The sequence below is a fragment of the Comamonas halotolerans genome, assembly GCF_030162935.1.
Taxonomy (GTDB): Bacteria; Pseudomonadota; Gammaproteobacteria; order Burkholderiales; family Burkholderiaceae_C; genus Comamonas; species Comamonas halotolerans.
This window is the reverse complement of sequence record NZ_JASAUZ010000001.1, coordinates 309,080-321,689: the sequence shown is the minus strand read 5'-3', so window position 1 is coordinate 321,689 and position 12,610 is coordinate 309,080. Positions and strand designations below refer to the sequence as shown.

Annotated in this window: 11 protein-coding genes and 1 pseudogene; 2 read left to right on the top strand and 10 right to left on the bottom strand. The window is 51.5% G+C overall.

Going from position 1 to position 12,610, the window contains the following annotated elements; translation table 11 throughout:
• The first annotated feature begins 59 nt into the window (after positions 1 to 59).
• Positions 60 to 1,124, top strand: a complete 1,065-nt coding sequence (locus tag QEP11_RS01455; protein WP_284334786.1) for a tRNA dihydrouridine synthase — start codon at positions 60 to 62, stop codon at positions 1,122 to 1,124.
• A gap of 60 nt (positions 1,125 to 1,184) precedes the next feature.
• On the opposite strand, the gene QEP11_RS01450 is transcribed toward QEP11_RS01455, so the two are convergent.
• From QEP11_RS01450 to QEP11_RS01410, 10 genes and pseudogenes are all read right to left on the bottom strand, one after another.
• Complete coding sequence (locus QEP11_RS01450) at positions 1,185 to 2,972, bottom strand: phospholipase D family protein (RefSeq protein ID WP_284334785.1); 1,788 nt, start codon at positions 2,970 to 2,972, stop codon at positions 1,185 to 1,187.
• 71 nt (positions 2,973 to 3,043) lie between these two features.
• Complete coding sequence (ribD, locus tag QEP11_RS01445; RefSeq protein WP_284334784.1) at positions 3,044 to 4,168, bottom strand: bifunctional diaminohydroxyphosphoribosylaminopyrimidine deaminase/5-amino-6-(5-phosphoribosylamino)uracil reductase RibD; 1,125 nt, start codon at positions 4,166 to 4,168, stop codon at positions 3,044 to 3,046.
• 30 nt (positions 4,169 to 4,198) lie between these two features.
• Entirely contained in the window at positions 4,199 to 4,630 is a 432-nt protein-coding gene (locus QEP11_RS01440) for a type IV pilin protein (RefSeq protein ID WP_284334783.1), read from the bottom strand.
• A gap of 14 nt (positions 4,631 to 4,644) precedes the next feature.
• Positions 4,645 to 8,244, bottom strand: coding sequence for a pilus assembly protein (locus QEP11_RS01435; RefSeq protein ID WP_284334782.1), 3,600 nt, complete (start codon positions 8,242 to 8,244; stop codon positions 4,645 to 4,647).
• Between the two features lie 55 nt (positions 8,245 to 8,299).
• Positions 8,300 to 9,058, bottom strand: coding sequence for a pilus assembly PilX family protein (locus QEP11_RS01430; protein WP_284334781.1), 759 nt, complete (start codon positions 9,056 to 9,058; stop codon positions 8,300 to 8,302).
• Between the two features lie 20 nt (positions 9,059 to 9,078).
• Positions 9,079 to 9,972 (bottom strand): PilW family protein, encoded by an 894-nt coding sequence (locus QEP11_RS01425; protein WP_284334780.1) that lies wholly within the window; start codon positions 9,970 to 9,972, stop codon positions 9,079 to 9,081.
• A gap of 30 nt (positions 9,973 to 10,002) precedes the next feature.
• Positions 10,003 to 10,656 carry a type IV pilus modification protein PilV gene (gene pilV, locus QEP11_RS01420; RefSeq protein ID WP_284334779.1) on the bottom strand — a complete coding sequence of 218 codons (654 nt, stop codon included), beginning with the start codon at positions 10,654 to 10,656 and terminating at the stop codon, positions 10,003 to 10,005.
• Complete coding sequence (locus QEP11_RS01415; protein WP_284334778.1) at positions 10,653 to 11,054, bottom strand: GspH/FimT family protein; 402 nt, start codon at positions 11,052 to 11,054, stop codon at positions 10,653 to 10,655. The genes pilV and QEP11_RS01415 overlap by 4 nt, the downstream gene beginning before the upstream one ends.
• A 60-nt stretch (positions 11,055 to 11,114) precedes the next feature.
• A pseudogene (locus tag QEP11_RS18980) lies at positions 11,115 to 11,204 on the bottom strand (prepilin-type N-terminal cleavage/methylation domain-containing protein); the annotation flags it as partial.
• A gap of 77 nt (positions 11,205 to 11,281) precedes the next feature.
• On the bottom strand, positions 11,282 to 11,860 hold the full coding sequence (locus QEP11_RS01410; protein WP_284334777.1) for a GspH/FimT family pseudopilin: 579 nt from the start codon (positions 11,858 to 11,860) through the stop codon (positions 11,282 to 11,284).
• A 326-nt stretch (positions 11,861 to 12,186) separates the two neighbouring features.
• Between QEP11_RS01410 and rpsO the strand changes: the two genes are divergently transcribed.
• Entirely contained in the window at positions 12,187 to 12,453 is a 267-nt protein-coding gene (gene rpsO, locus QEP11_RS01405; RefSeq protein ID WP_284334776.1) for a 30S ribosomal protein S15, read from the top strand.
• Positions 12,454 to 12,610: the final 157 nt, after the last annotated feature.

The following is a 12,610-nucleotide window of genomic DNA, read 5'->3' as shown; positions in this document are numbered from 1 at the left end:
AGTATCTGTTTGACAACTTGTTTCATGCATAACGCATCTTGGTTGTCGCTGGAATTGTCATGAGACTGTTGTTGGCCCCGATGGAGGGCTTGCTCGATTTTGTGTTGCGCGATGTGCTCACCAGTGTGGGGGGCGTGGATCGCTGCGTTTCCGAGTTCATTCGCGTCAGTGGCTCGGTGCTGCCAGACCGTGTGTTTCTGAGCTATATGCCTGAGTTACGCAATGGAAGCAAAACCTTGTCAGGCGTGCCTGTACGTGCGCAACTGCTGGGTTCTGATCCAGGGTGGATGGCCGAGAATGCTGCCAATTTGGCGCGTTTGAATCCGGAAGGCATTGATCTGAACTTTGGCTGCCCGGCCAAAACAGTGAACCGTCATGGTGGCGGGGCATCCATGCTGCAAGATCCGGAATCAATTGCCAGGCTGGTAGCTGCTGTACGGCAGGCTGTCCCCGCACATCTGCCTGTGTCCGCCAAGATGCGTATGGGTTTCAACGACAAAACCCTGATGCGTGAATGTGCGCTGGCCATGGTGGAGAACGGTGCATGTGAGTTGGTGGTGCATGCGCGGACCAAGGTGGAAGGCTACCGGCCGCCTGCATATTGGGAGCTGATTCCAGACATCAAAGCGGTGGTTCAGGTGCCAGTGGTGGCCAACGGAGAGATCTGGACCGTGCAGGATGCCTTGCGCTGCCGCGAACAATCAGGTTGCGACGACTTGATGTTGGGGCGTGGCAGTGTTGCAGACCCTGGTTTGGCTTTGGCGCTGCGACAGGCCATGATGCAAGGTATTCGTCATTGCGACGATGTACCTGCCGACGCCCCCCCTGTGGTGCGGTGGGCAGACCTCTTGCCGCGTCTGCAGCGTTTTTGGTGGCTGGTATGCCGTGACTTGACGCCCAATCAGCGTGCCGGACGCTTGAAGCAATGGCTGAACTTGATGCGACGCTGCTACCCCGAAGCGGAGACCGCTTTTCAGAGTGTTCGCGTGCTGACACAGCAAAGCCTGGTGGCCGATTGGCTGGAGCAGGAATGTGCACGTTTTGACGTTGCGTTCACTTTGCAAAAAGACGAGCTGGCAGCGTATGCACAGCGCATGCCTGATTCAGTGCCAGTACTGGGTTGACGCGCTCGGGTTTGAAGGACGGTGCTCAACGCCGGATTGCCATCAAGTCTTCCGTGAGCTTCAAAGCAAATGGTCAGGAGCCAGAGGGCCGATGATGCGAATCATCATGCGCAGTGGCAGGCTGGCATCAGGTTCACTGGTTTGATCTCCCCAGTCGCTGCCTTCAGGCGCACGCCATACCAGTCCTTCGGGGGTGTCCTCTACCAGCCACGCCGCTTTGTTCAGACTGGCCTCGATGTTTTCGGTAGCCTCTTGCGCCAGCTGTCTTGAGGCAATCAATAGCGCAATTTCAGTGTTTTGCAACTGTGAGCGCAGATCCAGATTCATGGAGCCGACTACGGTGAGCTTGTGATCAAGCACCAGCATCTTGGAATGCAGCATAGCCCGCGAACCACCTTGTGAGCCTGAGATGTGCCCGGCAGTATTACGCAGGGTTCCCGTGTCAGCCTTGCCGTCTTGCAAGCTGCGTAATTCATACAGTTCAATGCCTTGCGCCAGCAAATCCTTGCGGTGGCGTGCGTAGCCTGCATGTGCCAACGGTGCATCGTTGGAGGCCAGGGAATTGGTCAGAATGCGCAGGCGAATCCCGCGCTCGCGGGCGCGTGCAAAAGCTTCTTTCATATCGTCGCCTGGAACAAAGTAGGGCGATACGATGAGTACTTCGGTGCTGGCCTGATCAATCAAAGCCAGCAAGCCGCTAACTACGTTTTCTTGGCCAGAGACCGGATGTATCACTTCACGCAGGGTTTGGCGGTTGGCTGATGGCTTCCTTTTTGCGGCGTTGCTCAAGCCAGAAGAGAGGCTGGGAGCCAGCGTTAGTACTTCAGGTGCAGAGGGCTGCTCTGCTATTGCCTCAGTCATTTCATTGGATGTCGCAACGCTCTGTGTGTCCTCGGGCGGTGCGGGAATTTTTTCTGGTGCGTCGGCCAATACCAAGGCTGGGGCCCAAATCCATTCAACCGCTTGTAAATCCATCGGTTCCAAATGTGCTGTCTTGCTGCCGTTCATGGCAGTCTGAATTTGCTGCGATTCTGTCTGTGTTGCCAGCTTGTTGGCAGTACTGCGCATCTCGAGCAAGGCTTGCTCTGATACGAGTGCGCTGACAGGGTAGGCGCGCGCGTCATTCCAGTAGCGGTCAAAGCTGGAGGAAAGCTGGCGCACCACATGGCCTGCGGCCATGATGTCAAGGTCGATAAAGTTGTCGCTATCAAGTGCGTCAAAGTAGGCATCGCCCAGATTGCGCCCACCCGTTATGCCGATCGTGTTGTCTGCAATAAAAAGCTTGTTGTGCATGCGCTGCTGGGCGCGCTGGAAATCGGTCAACGTCGACAAGGCTCGCATGATGGTTGAGCTGCGTGGCCCAGTCAGAGGGTTGAACATGCGCATCTCAATGCCAGGCACAAAAGCCAGGCACATGACTTGCGCATTTTTGCCTGCACCATGAAAGTCATCCAACAGGACACGTACTCGTACACCACGCTGTGCCGCATGCGCCACGGCTTCAAGCAACCGTGCGGTACTGGGATCGGCGTGGATGGCGTAGTACTGCAGATCCAAAGTCTGCGTTGCCGCTTGCACCAGTGCGAGGCGGCTGGAGAATGCAGAATCAGCGCCACCGAGCAAAGTAAACCCGGAGTTGTAAGCAGTGCCCGCGGCTAGACGCTGGGCTTGCACCATTTGGCCCAAGGCCGTACTTTGCGGAGACGCAAGTGCTGTACTGGCAGTGCGCGGAGGCATGGGTGGCAAGCTGCCGCAAGCGCTCAGGAGCAGGGCAGCAGCACACAGGCATGCGAACAGCCAATGGTGGCGCGCCAAAATGCGATGAGGTTGCTGCGGATGTTGTGACATGGCTTAGAGATATAGCGATGCAATGATGGCCCCCGTGTCAGACGCCAGAGGGTTTGCTTCGCGGCATGCGGCTAAAACTGATCGCGCCCAGCAATGCGGGCCAGCACACGCAGATCATCGCCTATGCGCTGGATATCTTGCCATTGCAAGGGAGTGGCTTGAGACAGTGCATTCAAGGGGCCAAAGTTGGCCATTCCCATGGCGCCCGCACCTAGCAGCTTGGGGGCCAGATACAGAAGCAGCTCATCCACCAAACCCTCACGCAGGAAAGATCCATTGAGTTTGAAGCCTGCCTCCACATGCAGCTCGTTGGTGCCACGCTGGCCTAAATCGCGCAGCATGGCCGCGAGATCGACTTTGCCCTGCGCGTTAGGCAGTACAACGACGGTGGCTCCCAAGGCTTGCAGCGCTGCGGCTTTAGAGGTGCTGGTGCTGCTGGTATAGATGATGCAGCCGTTGACAGCTTGAAGCACATGGGCATCCAGTGGCATGTCCAGCTTGCTATCGACCACCACAATCTTGGGTTGGCGTGGAGTGTCTATCTCACGCACATTCAAGCGCGGGTTATCTTCCAAAATCGTGCCAATACCGGTCAGAATGGCGCACGCACGTGCCCGCCAGGCATGACCGTCTGCACGCGCTGCTGCGCCCGTGATCCACTGGCTCTGGCCATTGTGCAAAGCCGTCACTCCATCCAGCGAAGTTGCGGCCTTCATGCGCACCCATGGTGTGCCGCGCACCATGCGGCTGAAAAAACCAATATTCAACTCGCGCGAAGCCACTCCAGCTGCATCGTCCATTGCAACTTCAACACCTGCGGCGCGCAATTTGGCAAAACCTTGTCCCGCCACCTGCGGGTTCGGATCTGTAATCGCTCCCACAACTTTCGCAATTCCGGCGTCTATCAACGCGTTGCAACAGGGGCCGGTACGGCCAGTGTGGGAACAAGGCTCAAGCGTGACATAAGCTGTCGCCCCACGCGTGTCATGACCGCGAGCCTGTGCATCACGCAGCGCCATGACTTCGGCATGAGGCCCACCAGCCTGCTGGGTGAAACCCTGACCAATGACAACGCCTGTAGAAGACACCAGCACGCAGCCGACGCGTGGATTGGGGTTGGATAGAAAAAGCGCCTGACGGGCAAAGTCAAGCGCTTGTTGCATATGGGGCGATGGAATGTGCGTAGCTTCAGTCATTGCGTCTGAATGGTAACGCACAGCCAATGCCTAGCGGTTCCAGCAATCTGCAGCGCTCATGGTGGACCTTCCTGTGGGTTGATCTTCTACGCCACGTGCCCCTGTATGCGTCAACGTCAGCGTTCCGCAGCGGTCTTCGCTTTGAGGGCCTTCTTTAGGAATAGCTGTCAGTGTGAAAGCTGCATTGGTATTATCGGCCGCAAATCCAATGGTGTAGCGTTTGCTGTTGTCATTGGCCCAAGTCAGCTCTGCAGGCAATACTGTGGGGTACACGCCTGTCGCCGTTGCCGCACGCTCCATCCACAGCTGTGTTTGTAGCAAGCCAGCACGTGCATCTGCGCGGTGCCCACGCATCACATATTCTGTGTAGCTGGGATAGGCGAATGCACTGATGCTTCCAATGATTGCCACCACAATCAGCAGCTCAATCAGCGTAAAACCTTGGCTTTTTCTCATGGTCATAAATGCTGCTTTACTTATTTGAGTTGGCGCCAGCTAGGACGCAGCGACTGTTCGGGCATTCGTGCAAGGGTGAAAGAGGCACCCTTGCCAAAGTCTGTTGAGTCCGTTGCATGGTTGATAATGCGGTGGGCCCCTTTGACGATTGTCATGCGAGAAACACCGTTATCAGCTACCAGATCAAAGGTGCCATCACCATTTCTATCCATGAGTTGTACGGATGGGCGCATGCCATCCATGATGTTGATTAGTGTGAGGTATTGGCGTTCCTCATCCACTGCGGAGGACTCACAGCTTTCTCGTTCATTCAGCTTGTCTGAGCCTTTCGCTGGTACTTGAGAATAAACAGCCAGAATATTGCTGCCGTCATACAAGCTCATGGGTTTGAGCAAACGCTCTCCTGTTTCCGGTAGGTCAAGATACCAGCCACTGTGTTTATTCCAATCTACGGAGAGGGCATCGCCGTCGCTGGTCTTGTCTATTTGCCAGTAATCGTGGTTTTCGCTTGTTCCTTCACCCTCATAATGTTGACCTACTTTTTGCTGAGCCAGCTTAGATTGATTTGATTTTGTATCAAGCCCGTCACCCAAAGGAGTGGGTACAGGAATGTTTTTGCTGCTATCACCGGGGTGTACAGCTAGAAAGCTTTGTTTGGTACTGGTGTCGTAGGTGGTCGTATACCGCGTATTGTCGAGTACAGAGTACAGAGTCTGAATGTCAGTATTGTCGGGGTCTGAAGTGGTGACATTGCGCCCTGTGCCAAAGGCTACCATCATGCCTCCTACGGATAATATTTTTTTGTCGTTCCCAGTGCCTGTAACTTTGGTGCGATCATTGGCGCGAACAGTAGGAGCTGCAGTAATAGATTGCACCAATGTACGCTTTTCAGGAGTGCCAGCAGTGCCACCAAGTGCAGTAAAAAGAGGTTCTCGATCAAACGCCACGCCCCAGTCATCTGGATTTTTTGCTGCAATGACAAATTTCCACATATTGCCATGCAGATCTCCTGCGTAGACGACGTCAGGGCGTCCATCATTGTTGATGTCTACCAAGCGGGGCGCAGACAACCCATTGTCTTGATGATTCTCTTCATTGTTCACTGTGCTGGTGGCAGGCAAACGTAGTAGTTCTTTGCCACCATCCAGATATTGAATCAGTAAAACAGGACGTCCATTTTTGCTGTTGTAGCCATTGCCCATAACTACTGCCCAGCGGTCGTTGTTGAGTCGGGCGATTTGGTTCGCATGTAATGGATTGCTATCGTCGGTAGTGGGGATGGCAAAAATATGGCCTATATCAGCATCATCGTGGTTGGCGCATGTTGTTTCTCCAGCTTTTGGGGGGGTTGCAACGCAGTTGATGGTCTCGTCGCTGTGCATGGTTTTGTCCATCACCACGAGGGATGCCGCGTTGGCGTTAGAGAAGTCTGCAGGGTCGGTAACATTCAACACGAAATAGCCTTTACCGCCTGCCCCAAGTGTTCCAACCAGCATGGTATGCCATTCAGGGGTGTATTGCGCACTGTTCTTATCACCTGTACCGAGGTCTACATCTCCTGTCATGGGGGAACCATCGACAAAGTAGCGATGGTTGTCGTCAAACGATGGCCAGGTCAAGCGTGTCAGGTTGGGTAACACACCTCGAGGGATATAAGCAATTTTTTCGCTACCATCATCTGCCGAAAATCCATGTAGCATGCCATCATTGGCGCCCACATAAATCATGGGTAAGCGGCTTTTGTTGTCGTAGGTGAATTTCGAATAACCCTTGAATGAATAATTGCTAACTGGAGCGCCGGTATACCAAACATTGGAGTTCACGATATCGCCAAGCCGGGTTTGGCGATTGCGGAAAACGCCTTTTTCTGCACTAAGCTCTTGGCTGCGATCTCCGCGGATGTAATTCAGCCGATCTTCGCCTCGGGCATCTAAAGAATTATTTGTTTCACAATCAGACGGTGTTGTGCTATCTGCTTGTATGCTTAAGCATGCTTTTTGTGCAGCGCTCAGGTTTGACCAGAGAAATGGTTTGCCAGGGGCACTGTCATTGTCACTCCAAGTCAATATTGTTCGATCTTCTGGCGATTTCGCGTCCAGAATACTCGCTGCGCTTTTTCCGCCCCACAAAGATGAGGTGTTAACTTCGCGTTTTGATGGGTCGTTTTCATTGGATAATTCGATTTTTGATCCCCATATATCTCCTCGCCATGCCTCTTTGGGGTTGTTGCTGGTAATAAACATGCCGACAGGTTTGTCGTTGATGGACATTCCAGTGGCGGCGGCGGAGCTGCGGTCTGGCTCAGCCTGTGTCTTAATGACCCCAATAATTTCTCTAAATGCTTTTTCTAAATCTTCACCTTTGCTGACTGCGTAAAAACGCCCTCGTCCATTAATTGCTGCATGCCATAGGTCTAGGGCTCTCACGTTTTCACCATCGTTCGTATTTGGCCAAGACAGACTTCCGTTAACTAAGTTTGGAAAGCTTCCATCATAGCCAAAAGGAGTAGTTTCAGTGGGACGGATAATGCTTGATGCACCTGGCCATGTAATGGCCTCTTCACTGAATCCAATGGTATAGGTAACCAAGTGCGGCCAGTTTGCAGGGTTATATTTTGGGTTCCAATACTTATTAATTGGGACTCCTCCAATAACTTCGCTATTGGGGGCTGAACGATATTCGCCAGAAAGTGATATTTGCTTCTTTGAGTCTGTCGAGCTATAGATAGAGGGCTGTAGGTTATTCGACCAGCTATAAAAAGCCCAGTCGGCCAACGTGTTGGCATATTTGTCGTAGAAAACCTTTGTTTGATCGCCGTTGGCGGTGTAATAGGTGCCGTCCGGTAGATAGAAAGATGTACTTTCTCTATTTCCTCCAGAGGCTGTGCTGTTCCAACGCCCGTCTGTCATCATGATGTGATAATTACGTCTACAGCCTAAAAACTCTTTGCTAAGTGCATCATTGCCACCAGGATTAGTTGCCCATGGTCCTCCGTTGACAGGGTTGCTTCCATTTTTTTTGCGCAAGTAATCATCTGCTTGTTGGAACATGGTGTGAGAAGGCGTGCCTCCTTGTGGAAGAAGATAATCAACAAACTCAATGAAATTTGTACGATGGGTATTGTCGAGAACCTTGATGCTATTTTTATTTCCACTGCCTACATTATTGGCACCAGGTGTTCTCCCTAGCCCTGGATTTAACCCTGTACCATACCAATAACTCAGATTGTTGTAATAACTTACAGAATTTCCATTGTTCCACATTGATTGCCAGCCCAAACGAATTTTTCCATCTGGTAGCAGGTCTCTATCATTAAATACTTGCTTCAGGGCATATTTCAGCACGTTCATTCTACGGCTACGGGTGTCCCAGCTTCCGTCAGCATTGGGTACTGTAGTGTTAATTGCATTGGTTGCATTACCAGCATCCAAGCGAAAACCCATGCTGCCAGAGTCATCAATTGAAATAATGACGTTCGGTGCTACATAAGGATCTGTGGTGCCTGGCGGCGATTGCGCCAAATCTAGTGCATGAGCGCCGTGCGGTGCCAGCGCAGCGCCCACAGCAAGTGCCAGCAAGGTTTTGCGACTGCGTGGTTGGTCAACGGTCAGACGGCGCATGGTGAACTCCTGTGTGAACATACAAAAAAGTGGGGGCGTGAAGCCAGCTTTCGCATCAGTCTTTTTGTCGTTGGCGCGCATAGGTTTGCTGCAAGACAACCTGAGTATTGGGCTTGAGTCCCTGCGCTAGCGCAGTGATGCGATAAACCACATATGCGTCAAGACTGATGTCCAAAAGATTGGTGGCACTGTTGCTGATTAGCGCAGAGTTGCCAGCACCTTTGGCATAGGGCAGAACTTCTATCCAGTACCAACCTCCCCGACCAAGGGTGCGTTCAGCAAGAATGGGGTTGCTGGTTGCGCCGGTTTTAGCGCCGGTGTAATCACCATAGCGCGCAGCGGGTGCTTTATCGCTGCCGACTCCTTGCATCTGCGCTAGCGTTATGCCTTTTTTGGGATCTGAGTTGTTCCAGAAATCTTGCTGAGCAGTGAACTTGGCGCATATTGCATCGTGACATTTGACGCCTTCTAAACTGTCAAGTTCAGCCAGTAAGATGCCGATGTCTTGGTCTTCAATAGGGAATTTTTTAATGTTTTCTCCTTTTCGGCATATCTTTGGATCCTTATCGTCACTGATGCATGCCGCACCGCTTGCCTGTTCTCTGCGTATATCAAGTTCTGCATCTTGTATCAGCGCTTGCGCGGCTTCAAAAGCGCGTTGATAGTCGGCATCGTTGCCCACAACCATTTCGTTGAACCACGCTGTTCGCGAAGCCCACAGAGCCAGCAACATGGAGAGCATGACAAAAATAATCACCACAAATAGGGCTACACCGCGTTGGCGGTAAATAAATTGGATGGACTTTTTTTGCATGATGCAGGGGATTAATTTTTTTACAGAAGGCCTTGGCTGCGCAGTTGAAAAACGGAGCGAAATGTTTTGTGTGCACGGTTTTTGCGAGGATCTGCCAAAGCTGTCATATCAATCTGAGTAATAAAGCCGTCCGCGTCCGGGCAGTCTGCATAGCTGCTGCCAGCAGGCATATCAATAACTTCGTTGCCAAACAGCGTTAAACAAACCTCGACTGCAAAAACTTTGTTCCACTGGCCTTTTACGCCAGTCGCCGTCACATATTGGATTTTTGGATTGCCATGAGGAGTTTCTTGCAGCAAATATCGCGTCTGAAAATTTGCAACATTGTTTAAAATGGGTTGGGCATTGCCTTCGCCAGCACACAGTAGAGTATTGTTTCGCAAAACAAAATGACTCTGAACAATATCATCTCCGCCTGCCTGTCCCAGACAATTACGCATCAAAGAGGCGCGATTATTATCTGTTGTTGCTATATGTAGCATTTCTTCGTAGTTTCGGTAGCCGATGCTGAGTTGGAATTCATTGTCTCCTGGGTTATCTAATCCGTTTAAAATGTCTTTTTTGGGATTAAAGCCTTCTGCCGAGGTTTCGAAAGCTACAGGATCGTTGATATCAATAGTCGCTCCCTCGGATTTATCAGGCGCAAGATTTAATCGCATAGAACCTGCTTGCCTTAATTGTTGGGCAAAAATTCTGTATGCATATGAGGACTGTTGCTGAAACTGGCTTGAATCACCTACGGTGGCAGTGACACTGCGCGAACTCATTAGTGCTCCCATGGCAACGGCAACGGTAAGCAGACCTATTGCAATACCAACTAAGAGCTCAATTAATGAAACTCCTTGTTGATGATGCTTGGGTGAGGGTGGTTTTCTGCTAGAAACCCCTGAATGTTCAGGAAATAATAAATGCATACACTGAGCTCTTTAGGTGACGGTGAGAGATCAACTGCCTGGGCAGAAAAACTGAACACTGCTGCCAGAGAAGTATGGGGCGCAACGGGCAACGATGGGGATAAACTGCAAATGGCAGGTTTGATTGGCGGGGCAAGTTTTTTCTTCTCCATCTCCGCTACCCTTACTGGTGTTTAAAGGGTTGAGGTAATCATTCGTTGTAGAGCTTTCGTTTTCTCTCCAACTGACCATGACGCCTAGCTGCCGTCGGTTAGTATCGATAGTCTCATCGTCCGCAAAGAAGATACTGGCGTTGCCACTGGGTAGAGTATTCGCCACTTTGGCCTTCCATTGGCTTATGTCAAATTGAGCGAGTTCAGTGTTGTCACAAGCTTGGGTGTAGCAATCAGCTATCTCTTCCTCATTTTTTTCTTTGCCGTCTTTTGGCGCTGCTTCCCAGGGGGATTTATAGGTGTCGGCATTGCGTAGAGCATTGGGTGTGGTCATTAAACGCTCGCTAAGATCCTCTATAAGTCTTATTGCCTGGGCACGATGAAAGCTGGTCTGTGTGTTGCTGAGGGTGCGCATCTGCGCTCCCAAGATACCCAGAATTCCGAGAGCCATTACCAATATGGCGATTAAGGACTCGAGCAGGGTAATGCCACGCTGTTTGGAATGATGAAACATTGCTTTTTTCATTTTCATTGACAGCTTGTTGCTTGAATGGTTCGCATCCGTCCGCCAGAACTAATGCATAGCGTTTGAGCGTTTTGCGTAGTACTGTCGGAAGGCAAGAGGGAAAAAGTAAAGCCAATGGCGTTGAGGTGGGTCATGCCATATCGGTTGAAGTTGAGGCTACTTCCATTGGCTGAGCGCCGAACATTGACTTTGGCGTCTGGACGAAATTCTTGAAGCAGTGTGTCGTGCTGTGCGTCCCATGAGCCATTGCTGTTTTGGTCTGCATATACAAGCCAGCCACATCCCCACTCTCGGCTGGTCGTTGCGTTTTGGCAGCCATTGATTTCGTTTTCGATTTTTCGAATGCCGACGCGGCCACCTCGTTTGATCGATTCTGAGCGTGCGAGCCTGAAAGATGATTCCATGGCACGTATGGCTTGTGTCACTTGCCAGCGCTCATGAATGACCCGGAAACCGGCAAGCCCAAAGCCAAGCAAGATGGACATGATGGCAAGGCTAATCAGTAGCTCAACCAGTGTCATCCCGCTGGATGAGGATGTGTAGGCACTATGCATGACGAAGTAGGTATTCATCGGAAATCCTTCATCTATAGCAAATGTCTTGGATGGATAGGCGGTTCAGGGATGAGTGGCTAGCAAGCGTTCAGAACACTTGTCTTTCGTATGAGGCCTCCAGCTTGGATGCACAATTTGTTGGTATTTGCACTGGGCTGGTCAGTCGGACTTGCGCTTAGTACAAAAATATTGCCAGCATCAAGAAGAGAGAGGGTGCCCCAGCGGTCAATGAGAATGGCGTCGCTGTTGGCTGAGGCGGAGATGACTAAGTTGTTGTAACTACTGCTGGACTGGCGCAATGTAGCTTGATCGTTGTCAGCAGAGCCATCTTGGTCGACATCGATAGCTAGTGTCCAGCCGCATTGCCATTCGTTATCTGCAGCTTTGCAGGCTCCTCTTTGGGCTATGCGCAATAGAGATAGGCCACCACCTCGTCGAATGCTTTCGGAGCGTGCAAAAGCGAGTACGGATTCCAGTTCGTCGACAGCTTGGTTGGCTTGCCAGCGTTCCATCATTGGAGTGAAACTGGGTGCGGCAATGGCCATCAAAATTGCTAGCACTGCTAGTGTTAGCATGAGTTCAATCAGCGTCAAGCCGCGTTGCAAAGCTGAGCGCACACGCAAACTTTTAGGCAAAAGTATGTAGGAAAGAGCCATGTTCAGACGATAGTGGCTCAAGCTTTGTTGAGGCAGTGTTCGCAGACTGGAGGTTGTGAACAGGCAGACAAACGGTTGGAGAGTAGCAGCTAGATGGCTCGCCTGAGGTTGGCTTTGATGGAATGAGCGTGCTGGACACAGACACTGATCTGTGGCTGATACTTGCAGCTGATCTTGACGGGCAGGAGTGAAAAGCTGGAATCGGCTACAATGATTAGGTTTTGCATGGTGCAAGACGCACGCCGCCGGCCATTCCAGCCCACGGCGCAAGTAACTCAGGTGATCTCGGAGGTTCCTCCAGATTCACCGCTGATAAGGAAAACAAAATGATCGCTGCCGATAAGAAGGCTGAAGTAGTTAAGGCTAACGCTCGCTCCGAAAACGATACTGGTAGCCCAGAAGTGCAAGTTGCACTGCTGACTGCTCGCATCAACGAGTTGACTCCCCACTTCAAGGCGAACGCGAAGGACCACCATGGTCGTCGTGGCCTGCTGCGCATGGTGAGCCGTCGTCGTAAGCTGCTGGACTACCTGAAGGGTAAGGACGCTGACCGTTACACTGCTTTGATCGCCAAGCTGGGCCTGCGTAAGTAAGCACAGTGCAAGATCAAAACGCCTGAGTTAGATTGCCTAGCTCAGGCGTTTTTTACTTTGGAGTTGCTGAAAACAGAGCGAAGCTGTGTCATTCCAAAAGCTTGCTTGCTTGATTTTTGATAGTGGCAAGCAATCTTCTGGAATGGCATCGTGTTCT

Bases quoted from the DNA above. Each gene is read 5' to 3' on its own strand.
- QEP11_RS01455 (WP_284334786.1), top strand. From the start codon at position 60: ATGAGACTGTTGTTGGCCCCGATGGAGGGCTTGCTCGATTTTGTGTTG.
- QEP11_RS01450 (WP_284334785.1), bottom strand. From the start codon at position 2,972: ATGTCACAACATCCGCAGCAACCTCATCGCATTTTGGCGCGCCACCAT.
- ribD (WP_284334784.1), bottom strand. From the start codon at position 4,168: ATGACTGAAGCTACGCACATTCCATCGCCCCATATGCAACAAGCGCTT.
- QEP11_RS01440 (WP_284334783.1), bottom strand. From the start codon at position 4,630: ATGACCATGAGAAAAAGCCAAGGTTTTACGCTGATTGAGCTGCTGATT.
- QEP11_RS01435 (WP_284334782.1), bottom strand. From the start codon at position 8,244: ATGCGCCGTCTGACCGTTGACCAACCACGCAGTCGCAAAACCTTGCTG.
- QEP11_RS01430 (WP_284334781.1), bottom strand. From the start codon at position 9,058: ATGCAAAAAAAGTCCATCCAATTTATTTACCGCCAACGCGGTGTAGCC.
- QEP11_RS01425 (WP_284334780.1), bottom strand. From the start codon at position 9,972: ATGCATTTATTATTTCCTGAACATTCAGGGGTTTCTAGCAGAAAACCA.
- pilV (WP_284334779.1), bottom strand. From the start codon at position 10,656: ATGAAAATGAAAAAAGCAATGTTTCATCATTCCAAACAGCGTGGCATT.
- QEP11_RS01415 (WP_284334778.1), bottom strand. From the start codon at position 11,054: ATGGAATCATCTTTCAGGCTCGCACGCTCAGAATCGATCAAACGAGGT.
- QEP11_RS01410 (WP_284334777.1), bottom strand. From the start codon at position 11,860: ATGGCTCTTTCCTACATACTTTTGCCTAAAAGTTTGCGTGTGCGCTCA.
- rpsO (WP_284334776.1), top strand. From the start codon at position 12,187: ATGATCGCTGCCGATAAGAAGGCTGAAGTAGTTAAGGCTAACGCTCGC.